This is a genomic window from Cyanobium sp. Tous-M-B4 (genome assembly GCF_024345395.1).
Lineage (GTDB): Bacteria > Cyanobacteriota > Cyanobacteriia > PCC-6307 > Cyanobiaceae > Cyanobium_A.
Genome location: NZ_JAGQBA010000005.1, coordinates 84,879 through 102,196, shown reverse-complemented (window position 1 = coordinate 102,196; position 17,318 = coordinate 84,879). Strand labels below are relative to the sequence as shown.

The window sequence follows — 17,318 nt, the reverse complement described above, 5'->3', positions numbered from 1 at the left end:
CTAGAACAGGTCATTTTGGGCGGCTTAGCCAAGGCAGGATCAGTCAAGGCAAGCTCAGTCCAGGCAATCTGTACGGGCAGTGGCCAGCCGGGCAGCCCAGGCGGCGGCATAGGCGCGATTTGCTGCCTGGGCTGCTGGTTCGCTGCTGTTGAGCGGCTGGGGGAAGGTGCCACGTATCGCCGCATTGGTGACACAAAACATCGACTTCTGGAAGCTCATGCAGATTTTCACCCGCACATCTCCCTCCCCCCGAGTGCGCTCGCGATACCACTGGTGCAACCGCTCCGGCAGATGCCGGAACATGTCTTGCATCAGCAGGCTGGGTGGAATGCCGGCGCCCATGCTCGGTAGGGGGTCGGCAAATAGGGCGCCATAGGCAAACTGCGCCTGATCCGGTGAGATCTGCTGGGCCTGGGCATTGAAGCTAACCGTGCCCAGAAACGGCATGCCCCGCAGAAATACAGCCTCCACGTAGGGCACTGCCACATCCACCAGGAAGGTGAGACCGGCCTCCGGAGGCAGCACCCAGAAGTGTTCGCCGTCAACCTCCACTCCGTAGGTGATCGGGTTAGCAGCGGCGGCGACAAGTCCGTCCTTGATGAATTCGACTACAGCTTCAATAGACCCCACCCTGCCATCTGCCTCAGCCACGGCCAGATCGATGAAAAGATCGCTCATGACCCTCCAAAACTGACCAAGGGCGTGGGTAGTGGCCGCGCTACGAATCAGCTCGGGCAGGAAGCCCTTGAACAGGGGATTAAGCAAGGCCAGCAAGGGATCAAGTCGGGTCTTGCGGCGAATGATCGCTGCGCAGTTAGCCGCAAACGCATCGGAATCCAGATAGGCATCAAGTCCGCCGGTGCCATGCCAGAGCATGGCCTTCATGCAGTATTCGGCGTATTCGAAGTTGATCCGGTCGTGGATTAGGTGGCGCCAAATCTTGGCCGGATTTTTGTCACCGTCAAGGTATTTGAACAGTGGAAAAGGCAGCAGGAACTGCTGCTCGGCTTGGAAGATCAGGTTGATGCTGTAAGCATCCAGCACCTCTCCGTAGCTCTTGAGCACATCCACCACCTCGATTAGGTGGTCTGCGGATTCGCTGAGCAGGGTGTGGCCGCTGAGTAGCTGCTGTTCGAGTTCTAGGGCAGCAGGCCTACCCCCAGCGTGGACAAGTTCGGCCGAGATGATTGGCATCAGCCCACCCCCCACGGATGCAGGGCAGCTAGTTGCATTGCCGCCACCAGAGCTGGCAGTTGGGCCATGGAGGTGGAGGCAGCCTCACTCAACTTGCCGAGGCCCGAGGGCAGCAGCCCGATGGCCACTACGGCAAAGGCCAGACCCATTGCCGGGATGGTTTCGCGGGGCGCCACGGCGGCCAAGCGCACATCGAGGCGACCGTCGGCCACCGAGTCGGTGGTAGGCGTCACTGCCAGGCGGCCAAAGAAGGCGCGATTAACCAGCAATAGAAAATAAACCGCCGTAAGGCCCGAACCAACCATTGAAAGCAAGGTCGCCAGGGGGAAGGCTGTGATGCTGCCGCGGAACACCATGAACTCCGAAATGAAGCCGGCCATGCCAGGCATACCGGCACTGGCCATCACCCCCAAAATCATCAGCGTGCCTGTGAAAGGCAGACCCCGTTCAGGGTTGAGCAGACCATGCAGCACCGAAAGATCCCGGGTGCCCGTCTTGCGATACACAATGCCCACCAGCAGAAATAGCAGGGCTGAAATCAGGCCGTGGCTAACCATCTGGAAGACCGCCCCGAGCAGGGCTACCGGTGTGGCAGCCGCAGCAGCTAGCAGGATGTAGCCCATGTGACCCACGGAGCTATAGGCAACCATCCGCTTCATGTCCTGCTGGGCGATCGCTGCCAGGGAGCCAAACAGCACAGAAACGGCTGCCCAGATGGCCAATCCTGGCGCCAGCAGGGCCCAGGCCTCCGGGAAAAGACCCATGCAGAAGCGCAGCAAACCGTAGGTACCCAGCTTGAGCAGCACCCCTGCCAGCAGCACTGACACTGGAGTAGATGCCTGGGTGTGGGCATCGGGCAGCCAGTTGTGGAAGGGGAATAGGGGCACCTTGATGCCGAATCCCACCAGCAGTGCGCCGAGCAGCACCAGCTGTCCTCCCATCGCCAGCCTTTCACTGGTGACAGGGGTGAGGCTGAAATCCACACTGCCGGTTAATAGGGCCAGGCCTAGGAAGGCGCCGAGAATCAGCATCCCCGACACCGCTGTAAAAATCAGAAACTTTGTGGCCGCGTAGGCCCGGTTGGCGCCACCCCAGATGCTGATCAGAAACCAGAGCGGGATCAGCTCCAGCTCATAGAACAGGAAAAACAGCAGCAGGTTTTCGGCTAAGAACGCACCGTTGACCGCTCCACTGATAACCAGCAACAGGGCGAAGTAGATGCGGGGCCGCTGGTTGATGTCCCGGGTGCAGATCGCTGAAACCAAGGTGAGGGCACAATTGATCAGCACCAGCGGCATTGACAAGCCATCGACCCCGAGCCGGTAGTCGAGGCCGATGCTGCCTACCCAGACAAATGACTCCTGCAGCTGCATGCCACTGAGGCCTGTGTCGAAGCGGAGCAGCACCAGCAGGCTCCAAATCAATTGCAGGCCCAACACCACCAGGGCCACGGTGCGCATACGTCCGGGCGAGGGGTTGCCGGGCCATAGGGCCAAGGCAAGAGCACCCAGCAGAGGAATAAGTAGCAGCAGGCTCAGCATCAGGCGCTCCTCATCCGTGCAACCACTGCAGCGAGGTGAGCAGCAGCACAATCGCCAATAGGACCGTTAGGACGTAGGTCTGCAGCTGGCCGCTCACCGAGAGCTTCAGCCCTTCGGCGCTCGCCAGGGAAAGCCTGCCGATGCCATTAACAAAGCCACTTACCAGGGCCTGGTCGATCCAGTTGCTAAATCGTGCCAGGCCAGCCACCGCCGCCACAATCGTCACCCTGTAGATGCGCTCGGTGTAAAAGTCGTAGGCCAGCAGATCCTGGAGCAACCGCAGGGGCTGGAACATCGATCGGGACCAGAACTTGTGCAGGGGCGCCAGGCAGCCGCCTATTACTCCTGCCACGCCGCTTGCCACCACAGCAGTGGCGAGGGGCAGGGGGAAGGAGGCAAGGCCCGGCACCGAATCTATCCGTGCCATCAAGGCTGGCAGGAGGGCTACCAGCACGGTCAGACTCACCATTGGTAGGGCCATCAGCCAGTTGACCTCAGGGGCCCGCTTGGTTTTTGGCAGGGGCGCTCCCATAAACACCTGCCGGAATACCCGGGTGAGGTTGAAGGCTGTTAGGGCATTGGTGATCAGCACAACAGCAGCAAAAAATGGTGCAGTGCGGCCTAGCGCCTCCACCAGCAGGCCGAAGCACCAGAAGCAGCCAAGGGGCAGCAAACCCACCAGGCCCGCTCCCCCCACTAGGTAGGCGGTAGTGGTGGCAGGCATGCGGGAGCCCAGGCCACCCAGCTCGGTGAGGTCCTGGCAGTTGGTGGTGGCAATAACGCTGCCCACACTCATGAACAGCAGGGCCTTGGCGAGGCCATGGGCAAACAACAGCAACAGGGCAATAGCCGGCTGTTGCAGGGCGATTGCAATGAATACCAGGCCCAGATAGGAGGTTGTGGAGTAGGAGAAGGCCCGCTTGATATCCACTTGGGCGATCGCCACCAAGGCGCCAGCCAAGGCGCTGATTGTGCCCACCACCAGCAACACATCAACCGCCAGCGGTGAAAACCGCAGCAGCGGCATCACCTTGAGCAGCACAAGGGCTCCAGCGGTAACGACTACGGAGTTGCGCAGAATTGAGGCTGGGTTTGGACCCTCCATGGCCTCATCAAGCCAGAGGTGCATCGGGAACTGGGCGCACTTACCCATGGGTCCAGCAATCAGGCCCAGCCCGAGCAGGGTGCCCGCAAGCGGGGTCAGCGAACCACTGGCATGGGATTCAGCTGCCCACACATAAAGGTCGTCGAATTCCATCGAGCCAGCCCAGGCTGAGAGAGCGACTACGCCCATCAGCAGTAATACATCGCCAACCCGCTTGGTCAAAAAGGCGTCTCTGGCCGCCGTAACGACCAGTGGTTGGGCGTACCAGAACCCCACCAGCAGATAGGTGGAAAGAGTGAGCATTTCCAACAGGAAATAGCTCATGAACAGATTGCTGCTCAGTACAACTCCGGCAAGGGCGCCTTCAAAGAAGCCCACCAAGGCATAAAACCTGGCCAGGGCCCACTCCTTATCCAGGTAGCCCAGGGCAAATACCTGACCCACCAAGCTCAGTCCGGTCACCAGCTCAAGGGCGGCCAGATTGGTCAGGGATAAGTCGAAGCCAATGCGCAGGTCGAGATCGGCAGCCTGAAACCAAGGGATCTCGATGTGCTGAGGACCGAGCAGCCATACCTGCTGCAGGATCAAGGTGCCATGCACCACCGCCAGCAGCGTGACGATCAGGTTGAGATAGGCCGCAGGGCGAGGACCGTGACGCTTGATCCAGCCAGCAGCCCACGGCAGGGACAAAACCATGCCGCTGAACCCATAGAGGGGGATCAACCAGGCCAGCTGGATCGAAAGTGGCAGGGGTGGGGCGAACAAGGGGGGATGGGCGTTAGTCGGCTCAGAAGGTGGCCCGGTCCATCAAGGGGTTGGGGCTGGAGCCAAGGCTGCGCAGCCAGGCCCCCAGGTCTTCGCCGTGGTGCTGTTCTTCTTTCCAGAGACTCCTGAACAGGGCTTCGTTAGCGCCATCACCCACCAAAACGCAAAAGCGAACTGCCTCGGCGTAGTGATGGATCAGGTCGTTTTCGAGGGCCAAATTGAGCCGGAGCAATCCGACTAGATCGGCGGCATGGGCAACGGGCCTCAACTGGGATGCGGCAGGAGCCACCCCCAGAGCAAGCATGCGCTGCACGAGGCGTTCAGCATGCTGCATTTCTTCCACCGTTTCGCGTCGAAACCGGGTAGCCGAATCAACATCTCCCCAGAGCTCCACTAGGGAGGCCTGGGTCATGTACTGCTGAACTGCGGAAAATTCCAAGCTCAGGGCGCGGCCGAGGTAACCCAGGACGCGCGGATGAACGGCGCCCATGGCCATCAGAGGCGACGGGTGGCAGCAGTCGCGATAAGGGCAGGCTCAACTTCGCTGTGGGGACGGGCGATGATGTGGGCAGCAACCAGGCCGTCACCGACGCGCTCACAGGCATCAGCGCCGGCACGCACTGCTGCATTCACAGCACCTGTTTCGCCACGCACCATCACGGTGACGTAGCCGCCGCCAACGAACTCACGGGCGATCAGGGTCACTTCAGCGGCCTTGGTCATGGCGTCTGCGGCTTCGATCGCCGGCACCAGGCCACGGGTTTCGATCATGCCGAGGGCGATGCCCTGAATGGAAGGAGCCATGGCGTTGCTGCGCGAAGGAGTGGTTGGGGGGGTGGTGCCGGCGCCCTTGCCGGCACCGGTACGGGGGCCGGTTGAGCTGGCGCTAGAGCGGCGAGTCGTGCTGGAAGCACGGCGCGCTGTCGAAGCAGCTGGCTTGGCTACGGCTTTCGCCGCAGGGGGCTGGGCTGCCGCCGCCGGCAGGGCCTTGGGGGCCGCTGCAGGTGGGGTCGAAATGGCCGCCGCCTCTGCAGCCACCGGTGTGGAGCTAGCTGCCGCTACCGCGGGTGCGGATTTGGCAGCAACAGGTCCGCTGGTGGTGGATTTAGGGGTGGGGGTGGCCATGGCTCAGGAGTATGGGGGCTGGAGTGATGACAGGTCGCTCGGGCAGCTAGCTACCCGGGCCGCCTAGCCATCGGGCTCCCAGAAATCAATGATTCCGCCGATCGTGAGATCGGTCTGCACCTCGGGATTACCGCAAGCAAAACGGGCCGCAGAGCCACTGGCGGTGAATACCCAGTTACCTGGGGATGCACCGACTGGGTCGACCGCAACGCTCAGCTTGCCCTTGGCGGTGCGCAACACGCGCAGATTGGAGTGATCTAATCCAGCAACCCGCTGGCTGCAAACCAGAGAGCCGGTGACCTGCATGATTTCCATTAGCTAGCACCTCCTGGCGGAACTTGCGCCTTGCCAGCATCAGGATCCCAGTGGTCAATGATTCCCACGATCGTTAGATCGCTCGGGTACGACTTGCTGCCAGCGGCCTCGCGCGCAGCTGAGCTGCCGACGCAGATCACCCAGTCGCCTGGCACGCAGCCCACGGCATCAACTGCCACTTTCTGAGTGCTGCCATCGAGCACCACCTGCAGGTGCTTGTGCTCAAAATCTGGGATGCGATTAGTGGACACCAGTGGTTTTACCACCTTGCAAATCAACATGTCAGTGCCCTCCTCCGCTCGCGAATGTGATGGTGGAACCTACAGCTTCAGCTGGGGTGTGACGGTCTTGGTCCCGCACGGTGAGCAGGGCATGCAACAGACCCTGTTCAAATAGCTCGGGATAGCGGTTTTCCATGGCTGCTTGCACCCGCTGGCAATTGCGGATGGCTCGCTGCCTCGCCCCAGGCACCTTGCCGTTGTAGTCAAAGCGCACCACCACTGGCACAGGCAGGCCCCGAGAAACGTTCAAACCCTTGAAAATCTTGATGCCTACATCTAAATCGGGTGCTCCCTCCTCCACCGTGTCCATATAGGCGAAGTAAGTGAGGTTGCGCAGATGGATCTCCTTGAAGCCTATGCCCACACCGATAAAGCGCTCCGCATGGCCAGCATCGCCGTAGCTGCCCCGGTGGTACTGACGCACATAGTCAATCTGGGAGATGTTGTTCTCGATCAGGCGGGCTATCAGCTTCACCATGCCCGGGTCGGGACTGCTGGCCGCTGCCTGCTCCACCAGCGATTGAATGCGGGCCCGGCCCTCAACCGCATTGAGATGGCGGGTGGCCTCATAGGCCGCTTTTGCATCCAACCAGCTCTCCAGGTTGGTGCTGCCATCAATGCCCGGCACATGCACACGAATCGTGTCGGTGTCGGTGTCGATGCCGAGTAGCAACAGATCTACTGAGGCACCACAGCAGAAGCTGTTTTCAACGGCCTGCTGGAAATCCTTGAGCCGGGCTAGGCCACAGGAGGCGGCCAAGGCGTCATCGCTGCCGTGGGCAGCACAGCCCTCATGCAGTGGATCTTTTGAGCTGAAGTGGTATAGCACCACCTTGAGGTAACGGGTGTCATCGTGCGCCGAATTGGGCTGACCTTCCCGGTAGCGGCGATGTTCAGTTTTGACCCAGCGGTTGACCGTGTTTTCGACGTCAAATAGGGCACCAGCATGGGAGCGCCGACGCACCGAACTGAATGGAATTCTCAGGGCATAGGCCATGGCGTGGGCTAGACGCCCGTCAGCGCAAGGGGTTGCGTCTAGTAGGTGGAATCCACAGGACAGTAGAAACTCATTGAAGGCTTCGGCTGCTGGACTACCGGGCTTGCCTCCCAAGGGGTCGTGTTGAAAGAAGGCGTCGCTAGTTTGTTCGTAGGTTTCAAATACACACCAGGCGAACAAAGTGCGCATGTCGAGCTGGCTTACCCAGGCCTTCTCGAGGATGGGCAGCGGCAACTCAAAGCCCAGTTCTGCCCTGGCCAGCCGCTGGGCCTGCTCAATGAAATCAGCCTCGTGCTGCAGGGCTGAAAGGCGCTTGAGCAAGGGCACAATGCGATCAAATGCCCCTTTGACCTGATCTTCGTAGGCCCTCAGGACCCCATTGAGCTGGCCATCGCTAAGCGGATGCAAGCCAGTCGCCACTAGCTCGCTCGCGGCAGCTGTGCCGGGCCGACGGCGGGGAGCCGTAGGAGCCAGCGGGCGATAGGCAGTGGCGAGAGGGCGTCGGGGCATCAGGAGATCAACCGCGGGCGCCGCCGGAAACCGTGATCAGAGAACCGGCCGTGGTGTTGCCGCTGGAACCGGTGACACGGCTGACTGGCTCGGGACGCTCCTCGTTGCGCTTCGGCTGGAGAGCTGCGGGCATCGAGGTCTTAGAGCCTGGCCGAGTGGGGTTGCGGCGCCGGGCTGAAACTCCTTCCGTGCCGGTGACCCGATCACCCCGATCCCAGTCATCACCAGTGATCTTCAAGCCAGCAGAGATGCCTTCGCCGGTAACCCTGGAGGTTGGACGGGCATCCTCGTCAACGCTCACAGGAACCTCAATGGACCCGCGGGCGATGTGGCTACTGCCGCGACGATCGAAGCGGAATTGCTCGGTGCCGGTGACCATGTCACCGGCCAAGTCAAAAGGGCCGGTAATCCTGCTGCCCTGCTCGTAGCTGGTGCCGGTTACGGCCCCTGCTGGTTCTCGCCCCAGCTGGGCTGAGCGAGCCGGGGATTGAATGCTGAATTGCTGCCAGGGCTGGCTGCCCGCCAGGGGTTGGGGGAAGTCGGAGTCTTGGGCTGCGGCGGCACCGCAAACCTTGGCGAGTTGATCCCCACCTATATAGGGAGTACCGGTGACGGCTTCGCAGGCCCCGCGGCCGGCACCGGTGAGAACACCACCAATGCCTGGCTGTATGCCACTCATGCGGTTAGAGCCCCGCACCGGAGTGCGCTGACGCATTTCGGCGACGGACTTGCTGTTGCAAAAGTCCCCTGCCTGCTCAAGGCCGGCGTAGGGCGTGCCGGTTACGACCTTGCAGGTGCCGGGCTCATCACCGGTGACATTGGAGGAGCGGCCAGTGTGGGTACCGCTGACGATCTGGGCCCGATTGGTGACGCTGAAGCCCACCTTGGCCGCCTCCGGCTCGGGCTTGCTGCCGCAGAAATCGGCGTATTGCTGGCTGCCGACGTATTCATCACCAGTTACCAGGCGGCAGCTACCGGGCTCATCACCGGTGACATGCTCGCTGCGGCCCACATGGGTGCCGGTGATGCCAGTGCCCCGAAGGGTATGCAAGCTTGCAACCTTGGTAGGAGCTCGTCCGGTCACCTGGCCTTGATCGGATATGTACTGGGAGCCGGTGAGTTGTTTACCCGAGCCGGGTTCGTCACCAGTGACAAGGCTTGAGCGACCAACCATCACACCGGATACAGCCTGGCCTCCCTGGGTCTGGCTGCGCCCAACCTTGCGGGGGCTAGGGCTCGGGCTGGAGGTGCCGCAGAAGGCTGCTGACTGATTGGCGGAAACGTATTCGGTTCCGGTGACGTTCTTGCAGGTACCGGGCTCATCGCCAGTCACCTTTTCAGAGCGACCGACCTCATTACCAGTGACCCGGTTGCCATGGGTAGTGGCGCTAACTCGCACCTTGGCAGGTTGACTTGTCACTGGACCGCTCTGGCAGAAGGCCTGGAACACCTCGGCGCCGAGATATTCGGTGCCCGTAATGGCGCGGCAGGTAGCTGCTTCGTTACCAGTGGTTTTCTCTGAGCGATTTGCCTGGGTTCCAGTAACCACCTGACCAGAGCTGGTTTCGCTAACGCCTACCTTCCAGGGCGCTTCTGCGGCGGCTGCCTGTTTGGCGCCGTGGCGGTTTGGGCCGGAGGGGCGGGTGCCGCCGGCTCTGCTGGAACCAGCACTGCCAACCTTGGCCCGCAGTTCACGCACCTTCTGGGAAAGTTCGCGGGCGCTCATATCAGGATTGCCCTGGCGGGATACCGAAGCGGCTGTTGTGCTCTTGGGCGCGTTAGCTGACTTGCCACGCTTCGAGAGAGCTTCTCTCCGGGCAAGCACAAGGGCCCTGCTGGGATCCAGTTGAGAGAGGCGCTTGGCTGTGGCACGGCGATCGCCACTACTTGCGCTTGTTTGACTAGTGCGGTTACTGAGGCTCATAAGGGCCGGTGCAGCAGCATTCTCGCCCTGGCACTTGCACTTGGCTTCCGCTGCAGGTGCCTGGACTATGGGTGCAATTTTTGCCAGGTCCGTGCGAGTGCGGTCGCTGGAGGTGTCGGCACGTTTGCCGCGCTTGGAAAGGGCTTCCCGTCGGGCAAGCACCAAATCTCTACTGGGATTTGCGATTGGACGGGCCTGGGTGGTCCGGCTGGAGCCGGTAGGTGCAGCAAGGCTGCGGTGAGAGGCAGCAGCCCGAGCGTTCACAGCCGGGGCAGCAACTGGAGCCGCCTTGGCCACCGATGCTGAGGACTCCTGCGCTGCGGCTGTGCGGGTGGGGCGAGCGTCTTCAACCGAGCGCACACGGCTCGCACCGGAGGTGAACCGGATGGCGGCTTTTTTGCCGCCGTTGGTGAGAGCCCTGCGGCGCTCCAAAGCTGCTTCCCGGCTGGATGTGCTGGCCATGTCCGCCCGTCGAATGGAATATCTGAAAAGGTGCCGACCAGTCCGCAGCGCGAACTAGCCAGCAGGGGAAAGGGGTTGGGGCCCAGGCCAATGGCTCGAGCCCCGGAAGGGCTGGGATCAGCGTCCTTCGAAAACCACGAAGCAGGAACCCTGGCTTTGGGTATAAGCGTCGTAGCCCACCAAGCGAACGTGGTGGTCGGGGTAGGCGCGGTGACAAGACTCAAGCTCGTTCACGATCACACCCAGATCCTTCTCGCCAAAGAAGGGCAGCTTCCAATAGGACCAGTAGGTAACCATGGAGTTGCTGGGATGGACATGCTCAACGAGCGGGCTCCAACCCTGGGCAATGATATAAGCGATTTGGTCGTAGATCTCGTCCTGGGTCATCGGCGGCAGGAAGCCGAATGTCTCCAGGGTGGCGACTGTTTGGTAGTCACCCACGGTGCTCTTGAAAGGCATGGGGATCCTTGTGTGGATGGAATGTTTGAACCTTGTATGAAAGGCTCTTAATCTCGTTCGTAGAGATTAATTTAATCTCTAGATCTGAATATTCCGTTCTGGGAGGTGAGTAGGCAAGTTGCCTGCCCCACTCACCATCTCAGACTGGCGATTTCAGGTGTCGAGCTTGTCGACGGTGTCGAACTCGAACTTGATTTCCTTCCAGGTCTCCAGGGCGATAGCCAGCTCAGGGCTGTGCTTCGCTGCTTCCAGAAGGATGTCGCGGCCTTCGCGCTCGATTTCACGACCGGCGTTACGGGCTTTGACGCAGGCTTCGAGAGCTACGCGGTTAGCAGCAGCACCAGCAGCCGAACCCCAGGGGTGACCGTGGGTACCACCACCGAACTGCAGCACCGAGTCGTCGCCAAAAATTGCAACCAGTGCGGGCATGTGCCAGCAGTGGATACCGCCGGAAGCCACGGCGAACACGCCGCCCATGGAGCCCCAGTCTTGGTCGAAGAAGTTGCCGCGGCTGCGATCTTCGGGGACGAAGGATTCACGCAGTTGGTCGATATAGCCGAGGGTCGACTGGCGGTCGCCCTCCAGCTTGCCGACCACCGTGCCGGTGTGCAGCTGGTCACCACCGGAGAGACGCAGGCACTTGGCCAGCACTCGGAAGTGGATACCGTGCTTGGGATGGCGGTCAATCACAGCGTGCATTGCACGGTGAATGTGCAGCAGCATGCCGTTCTTACGGCACCACTTGGCAAGACCGGTGTTAGCGGTGAAGCCTCCCGTGATGTAGTCGTGCATGATGATGGGCTGGCCCAGTTCTTTAGCGAACTCGGCGCGCTCATACATCTCTTCAGGAGTTGCAGCGGTGCAGTTGAGGTAATGCCCCTTCTTCTCGCCGGTTTCCTGTTGCGCCAAATTGGTTGCTTCAGCAACGAACTCGAAACGGTTCTGCCAACGCTGGAAAGGTTGGGAGTTGATGTTTTCGTCGTCCTTGGTGAAGTCCAGACCGCCGCGTAGGCACTCATAGACAACCCGGCCATAGTTCTTACCGCTCAGGCCGAGCTTCGGCTTGATGGTGCAGCCCAGGAGAGGACGGCCGTACTTGTTCATACGGTCGCGCTCAACCACGATGCCGTTCGGGGGACCCATGCAGGTCTTGATGAACGCCATCGGGAAGCGGATGTCTTCCAGACGCAGGTGGCGCAGGGCCTTGAAGCCGAACACGTTGCCGACCAAGGAGGTCAGCACGTTGGTGATGGAGCCTTCTTCGAACAGGTCGAGGGGATAGGCAATGAAGGCATAGAAGGCTTCCTTGTCGCCAGGAACGTCTTCGATGCGGTAGCAACGGCCTTTGTAGAAGTCGAGGTCGGTGAGGAGCTCGGACCACACGGCGGACCAGGTGCCGGTTGAGGATTCAGCGGCCACAGCAGCGGCAACTTCTTCGCGGGGGACGCCTTCCTGGCCGGTGCATTTGAAGCAGGCCAGCAGATCGGTGTCGAGGGGGATGTAATCAGGAGTCCAATACGTGTCGCGGTACTCCTTAACCCCGGATTCGTACTTCTTAGCCATGAATGATTCTCCGGTTGGGTCGGTAAGGGAAATGGGTTGGTTAACGCCTCAGACGTTGGTCAACTCAGTCCTTCTGACCGGCGTAGTTGCCGTTGCCCAGGGCAGGCTCCACTTCGCGGTGGGGGCGAGCAATGATGTGCGCGGCCACAAGGCCGTCGCCCACGCGCTCGCAGGCATCGGCCCCGGCGCGCACAGCTGCGTTGACGGCGCCGGTTTCACCGCGGACCATCACGGTGACGTAGCCGCCACCGACGAACTCACGACCGATAAGGCGCACTTCGGCGGCCTTGGTCATGGCGTCAGCCGCCTCGATCGCGGGCACCAGCCCCCGAGTTTCGATCATGCCGAGGGCGATGCCCATGGATTCAGTTGCCATTACCTGCTCCTGGTGGAGGTGGGGTTGAATGTTCGCTCGCAACCATGGTCGGCAGCCAAACCCCCCGTCAAGCCATTTGGCCGGAACCGACCATCACTGTTGCGTCGTCTTTAGATAAGGCAGGCTGATCAGTGCATCACAAAACGTTAGGCAATGCTTGCCGTTGTAGTGCTGGCAAGTGATTTCGGCCCCGTTACTCCCGTTTTGATCAAAATTTGCTTGCCCAGCAACTAGAGGGCCTCGGCGTCTGTGACGTACGCCACTCCGCCGTAGTAAGTCAAAAGGGGGCGAAGTGCTGCACGTAGTGCATTCAGCAAATCCGCTTCGCAGAACACGATCACATGGGCATTGGCGCCTAGACCGCTGAACTCCATGCCCTCGGACACCGAGCCATGCGGACCCTTGCCGGTGACGTGCCTGACGACGGAATAACCGGGCACACCCACGGTTTCCATTGCCTGGATCACCGCGTCCAACTCCCGCTCGCTGAGGATCAGTTCGAGGCGTTTCATTGATTTATCCGGCAGCGGGAAGCAGGGCGTTAATCATGGCCATGTATAGGGGAATGCCAACAATGATGTTGAAGGGAAAGGTGACTCCCAGGGCTGTCGATATATACAAACTGGGATTAGCCTGAGGCACTGTCATTCGCATGGCTGCTGGTACCGCGATGTAGGAGGCGCTAGCGCACAGCACCACAAACAACAGGGCATTACCAGGTCCAAGGCCCAAGCCTCGAGCGATCAGGGTGCCTACTAGGGCATTGAAAAGTGGCATCAGCACCGAAAAGCCGATCAGAAAGGCTCCCGCTTGTCGTAAATCTCGGATCCGCTGGGCCGCAACGATCCCCATGTCCAACAGGAAGAAACTGAGGGCGCCATAGAAAAGTTTGTCGGTGAATGGCAGCATTTTGTCGATGCTGGCTGGGCTGAATGCTGCAACCAATAAGCCAATCGCCAGACTGCCTACCAGTAGAAATACCGAGCTATTTAAAAATGACTCCCGCAGCACCGAGCTCCAGCCCATTTTCGGCCCCGCACCTTGCTGGCTAGGGGCTGCCAATTTGACCAGCAGCAGGCCCACAATGATGGCCGGCGATTCCATCAGGGCCAGGGCAGCCACCATGAAGCCATCGAAGGACAGGTTCTGGGTTTCCAGAAAGCTCTCGGCGGTGATGAAGGTCACCGCGCTGATCGATCCGTAGGTGGCGGCAATGGCGGCGGCGTTAAAGCCATCCAGCCTGGTTTTAAGCACCAGGTAGCTGTAGAGCGGCACCAATAGCGACATCGCCATGGCGGCGGCGATTGTGGGCAGCACCTGGCCACCGAGGCCGCTGTGCTGCAGCTCCAAGCCACCTTTGAATCCGATGGCAAGCAACAAATAGAGGGAGAACAGCTTTGGGATTGGGGCTGGGATTTCCAGATCCGATCCCACCAGTACGGCGGTCACGCCAAGGAAAAAAAACAGCACCGGTGGGCTGACCAGGTTCTGCAGAATCAGGCTTGGGTCCATCCGTTACCCCTGGAACCCAATCACGCGGGGGCCAAGGCATCTATCAACCGTAGGTCTGCTGCAGGAAATGACAGCCAGGAGTCCGGTGTTTGCAAGCTGGACCCGACATCGACACCTCATTGGGGGACAATGACTTCCCACGATTCCTGCTGAATGCCGATCCTGGTCGTCGCCAGTGGCAACCCCCACAAGGTGGCCGAAATCGGCGCGATGCTTGAGCTGGTTGAGCTGGATGTCCTGCCGCAGCCGCCCGGTCTCGATATTGAAGAAACCGGAGCGACCTACCTCGCTAATGCCCGTCTCAAAGCCGAGGCTGTTGCCCGCATCACCGGCCACTGGGCCCTCGCCGACGACTCAGGCATCGAGGTGGATGCACTGGATGGAGCTCCGGGTATTTTTTCGGCTCGCTACGCCCCCACCGACCACGAGCGGATTCACCGTCTGTTGAAAGAACTGGGTGACAGCCTTTATCGCGGAGCCAGCTTCCGCAGCGCCATGGCCCTGGCCGATCCATCCGGCACCACCAGGGCCGAGGCTGAGGGGATCTGCCGCGGCCAGATATTGCGCGCTCCCCAGGGTCATGGCCCTGGTTACGACAGCCTTTTTTACGTGCGCGAGGCAGGCTGCTCCTACGCCCTGATGGGCCCCCACCTCAAGGCCAAGCTCGGCAGCCGCGGCAAGGCAGCACGGGCTCTTGCCCCGAAGTTGCTCCATCTGCTGGAGCTGAGCAACTAATGCTCAACTGCCTGTAGCTCAACTGCCAGTAGCTCAATTGCCAGATCAAGCCCCTGGCTCAACTGGCCTTGTTGTTGATGTGACTGATCGCCCGCATCGCGGCGGCGGCGGCCTCCTCCACATCACCCTCCCGCCCCGCCAGGGTTAAACGGCCGAAGGCACCCACGGCTTTCACGTCCACCACAGTGATGTTGGAGGATTTTTCTGCCTCATTGGCTGCGATCAGCACGTAACCGGCGGGCTCAGTTTCCAGGATAAACATGCTCATCCCAGCTTGAATCATCGACCCGCGCCGGTTCTGACGGTTGATCAGCACGGCGTGGTCAGGGGTGATCGCCCGGATGATCTCGGTCCAGCTGACCTCGCAACGGCTGCGGAGCTCCACCCGGCTGCCGATGGCCTCGAGCACCACGTCGCCGGAGTGGAGAACGTTGCTCTGGTCGCGGTGGTAGAGCGCCAAGGAGCCGAAGGCCCGCTCCACGATCATCTGGCCAAGCCGCACGGTGCTGGCCTTGAGGGCTATGTCGGTAACCCGGTGCACAGCCATGCCGGGCGATACCTCCAGCCACAAGCAGGCGTCACCGGGAATGGGCAGGAAGCCCTGGCTAACCGTGCCCATGTAGGCAGCTAGCTGGGGCTGCAGCGAATCAAGAAATACGTATGTGCGCAGCTCAATCGACTGCACATGGCTGGATTGGCGTGCCAGCCGGGAGCCCTCGCTGTCGGTGGTAATCACACAACTGGCGCCCGAGCTGTCGCTGCCCACCCGGGTGCCAGTGATCTGGGTGCCGCTACTAGTGCTTGAGCCAAGCGCCATCTCCCGACGCCGGCGCAGCGCCAGTTCGTCTCGGGAGGGAAGGCGGGATGGCAAGGGAAAATCCTTCGAACAGCTAGCCCTCTTATCGGCTTTGCTGCGGCTGGATCTTAACCCTGAAGCCCCCTGCCCCTTGCCCATCGCGGCTGAGCCGGTACCGTCCGGCCAACGTTCAAGGGACGTCCATGGCTACCCGCCGCACCGCTTCTAGCTCCACTCGCAGCCAGGCTGCCCAGGCCGAACCCATGCCCGCCGGAGACGCTGTCAACAGTGCTCCGATGCCTGAATGGATGGCTCAGGCAGCAGCCCAAGGAGTCAAGCCGGAGCAAGCACTGGCTTTCATCGGTATGGGATTGATGCAGAAGATGGCCGGTTCGTCCCACGACCTGCCCTGGCTTTGGTCTGAAGCCGAAGACGGCGGCCAGGCCGATCTGGCTGCTTTGCGGCAACGGCTCGAGCTCACCCAGCTGGCCGTCCAGACCGGGGCACCCCTCAGCACTTCTGAGGTGAGTCAGCTGCTTGGTGCCCGCCCCACCAGTGAAACGGTCGAGCGAGGCGGTCTCAAGGCCCGCCGCCTCAGCCGCAACGTCTGGAAATTGAGCCTCGCTGAAGAAGCATCAAGCCGGAGCGACGATGCCTTCCGCCGTCGCTTTTAGGCCGGCGCCAGCCCCACCAGCTTCATTGATTCCTCCCACAAGGTCTGCGCCGTTTCGGGGTTGCTGGCCTTGTCGGACAGCTCCTGGCTGAATTGCTGTCCGCCTTTGGTTTGGCGGTTGCCCCAGCTCCAGTGCACACCTGAGGCGGAAAAATCTGGATCGGCCACCACCTGGCCAACCCGCTCTCCTGCCAATGCCTGGCTTACATATCCGCCGGTGATATTTTTCTGGAACCAAGGGAAAATTGTCTGAAATGCCCGCGGCGTGCTGCGGAAAAGGGGCGAGTCGGCAACGCAGCCTGGATATAGCGAGCTGAACACGATGCCGGTGCTTTCGTGCAGGCGACGATGCAGCTCCTGGGTCGTGATCATGTTGCAGAGCTTGCTGTCCTTGTAGGCCTTGCCAGGTTTGAAGGCCTTGCCATTGGCCATGGCGATAGGGGCCTTAAAGCCGGCCTTGAAGCCGGCACAGTCGCCGAGATCAGCTGGAGCTGGGATCGGAATCTTGCCACCAAGTTCCTTGGAGTTGGCCGTCACAGTGCCGAGAATCACCACTCGCCGCGAGGGGTGGCTTGAGCGCTGCAAGTCGCCCAGTAGTAACTGAATCAGTAAAAAGTGCCCCAGGTGATTGGTGGCCATCGATATTTCGTAGCCCTGCGGGGAGCGCTCAGGCAGCTTTAGCCGCGGTTTGTAGACGGCAGCATTAACCACCAGGGCGTCCAAGGGGCGTCCCAGGGACGCCACCAAAGTTTCAACTCCCACCCGAACGCTGTCGAGATCGCCGAGGTCAAAACGCAGATGACTGAGCTGATCTGGAGGAATCCCCAGGCTGGCTGCGGCAGCAGCGGCTTTAACGGGATCACGGTTAGCCGTAACCACATGCCAGCCGCGTTTGGCGAGGGCACTGGCGGCATTGAGGCCCACCCCTGAGGTGGTGCCGGTGATCAAAACCGTTCCGGCGGCTGCTGTTGCGGCCATCAAGTGA

18 protein-coding genes are annotated in these 17,318 nt (G+C 60.9%); 2 read left to right on the top strand and 16 right to left on the bottom strand.

Going from position 1 to position 17,318, the window contains the following annotated elements:
• Positions 1-54: 54 nt before the first annotated feature.
• From KBY73_RS10690 to KBY73_RS10620, 14 genes are all read right to left on the bottom strand, one after another.
• On the bottom strand, positions 55-1,194 hold the full coding sequence (locus tag KBY73_RS10690; RefSeq protein ID WP_254937083.1) for a CO2 hydration protein: 1,140 nt from the start codon (positions 1,192-1,194) through the stop codon (positions 55-57).
• On the bottom strand, positions 1,194-2,738 hold the full coding sequence (locus tag KBY73_RS10685; RefSeq protein ID WP_254937312.1) for an NADH-quinone oxidoreductase subunit M: 1,545 nt from the start codon (positions 2,736-2,738) through the stop codon (positions 1,194-1,196). The genes KBY73_RS10690 and KBY73_RS10685 overlap by 1 nt, the downstream gene beginning before the upstream one ends.
• A gap of 7 nt (positions 2,739-2,745) precedes the next feature.
• Positions 2,746-4,605, bottom strand: coding sequence for an NAD(P)H-quinone oxidoreductase subunit F (locus KBY73_RS10680; RefSeq protein ID WP_254937082.1), 1,860 nt, complete (start codon positions 4,603-4,605; stop codon positions 2,746-2,748).
• Positions 4,606-4,627: 22 nt separating this feature from the next.
• Complete coding sequence (locus tag KBY73_RS10675) at positions 4,628-5,095, bottom strand: ferritin-like domain-containing protein (protein ID WP_254937081.1); 468 nt, start codon at positions 5,093-5,095, stop codon at positions 4,628-4,630.
• Between the two features lie 5 nt (positions 5,096-5,100).
• The gene (locus KBY73_RS15075; RefSeq protein WP_315858430.1) at positions 5,101-5,730 is read right to left on the bottom strand and encodes a BMC domain-containing protein; all 630 of its coding nucleotides are present in this window, start codon (positions 5,728-5,730) and stop codon (positions 5,101-5,103) included.
• A 63-nt stretch (positions 5,731-5,793) separates the two neighbouring features.
• Positions 5,794-6,045: a carboxysome peptide B gene (locus KBY73_RS10660; RefSeq protein WP_254937079.1), complete on the bottom strand. Its 252-nt coding sequence runs from the start codon at positions 6,043-6,045 to the stop codon at positions 5,794-5,796.
• Positions 6,045-6,326, bottom strand: coding sequence for a carboxysome peptide A (locus tag KBY73_RS10655; protein WP_254937078.1), 282 nt, complete (start codon positions 6,324-6,326; stop codon positions 6,045-6,047). Before KBY73_RS10655 ends, KBY73_RS10660 begins: the two co-directional genes overlap by 1 nt.
• A gap of 1 nt (position 6,327) precedes the next feature.
• The gene (locus KBY73_RS10650; RefSeq protein ID WP_254937077.1) at positions 6,328-7,833 is read right to left on the bottom strand and encodes a carboxysome shell carbonic anhydrase; all 1,506 of its coding nucleotides are present in this window, start codon (positions 7,831-7,833) and stop codon (positions 6,328-6,330) included.
• A 7-nt stretch (positions 7,834-7,840) separates the two neighbouring features.
• Complete coding sequence (locus tag KBY73_RS10645; protein ID WP_254937076.1) at positions 7,841-10,219, bottom strand: CsoS2 family carboxysome shell protein; 2,379 nt, start codon at positions 10,217-10,219, stop codon at positions 7,841-7,843.
• A gap of 117 nt (positions 10,220-10,336) precedes the next feature.
• Positions 10,337-10,678, bottom strand: a complete 342-nt coding sequence (locus KBY73_RS10640) for a ribulose bisphosphate carboxylase small subunit (protein ID WP_254937075.1) — start codon at positions 10,676-10,678, stop codon at positions 10,337-10,339.
• Between the two features lie 153 nt (positions 10,679-10,831).
• Positions 10,832-12,241, bottom strand: coding sequence for a form I ribulose bisphosphate carboxylase large subunit (locus KBY73_RS10635; protein ID WP_106502475.1), 1,410 nt, complete (start codon positions 12,239-12,241; stop codon positions 10,832-10,834).
• 64 nt (positions 12,242-12,305) lie between these two features.
• A complete protein-coding gene (locus KBY73_RS10630) occupies positions 12,306-12,617 on the bottom strand; it encodes a BMC domain-containing protein (protein WP_106502566.1) in 312 nt (103 codons plus the stop codon).
• A 230-nt stretch (positions 12,618-12,847) separates the two neighbouring features.
• Entirely contained in the window at positions 12,848-13,129 is a 282-nt protein-coding gene (locus KBY73_RS10625; RefSeq protein WP_254937074.1) for a P-II family nitrogen regulator, read from the bottom strand.
• Between the two features lie 4 nt (positions 13,130-13,133).
• Positions 13,134-14,129, bottom strand: coding sequence for a sodium-dependent bicarbonate transport family permease (locus KBY73_RS10620; protein ID WP_254937073.1), 996 nt, complete (start codon positions 14,127-14,129; stop codon positions 13,134-13,136).
• A 153-nt stretch (positions 14,130-14,282) separates the two neighbouring features.
• Here KBY73_RS10620 and KBY73_RS10615 point away from each other — a divergent pair, with 153 nt between their 5' ends.
• Positions 14,283-14,864: a non-canonical purine NTP pyrophosphatase gene (locus tag KBY73_RS10615; protein ID WP_254937072.1), complete on the top strand. Its 582-nt coding sequence runs from the start codon at positions 14,283-14,285 to the stop codon at positions 14,862-14,864.
• Positions 14,865-14,922: 58 nt separating this feature from the next.
• Here KBY73_RS10615 and KBY73_RS10610 read toward each other — a convergent pair whose 3' ends face one another.
• Positions 14,923-15,681, bottom strand: a complete 759-nt coding sequence (locus KBY73_RS10610; RefSeq protein WP_254937311.1) for a BMC domain-containing protein — start codon at positions 15,679-15,681, stop codon at positions 14,923-14,925.
• Between the two features lie 182 nt (positions 15,682-15,863).
• On the opposite strand from KBY73_RS10610, the gene KBY73_RS10605 reads away from it, so the two are divergent.
• A complete protein-coding gene (locus KBY73_RS10605) occupies positions 15,864-16,334 on the top strand; it encodes a hypothetical protein (protein WP_396096980.1) in 471 nt (156 codons plus the stop codon).
• Here the strand turns inward: KBY73_RS10605 and KBY73_RS10600 are convergent.
• Positions 16,331-17,311: a protochlorophyllide reductase gene (locus tag KBY73_RS10600; RefSeq protein ID WP_254937071.1), complete on the bottom strand. Its 981-nt coding sequence runs from the start codon at positions 17,309-17,311 to the stop codon at positions 16,331-16,333. The genes KBY73_RS10605 and KBY73_RS10600 overlap by 4 nt on opposite strands.
• Positions 17,312-17,318: the final 7 nt, after the last annotated feature.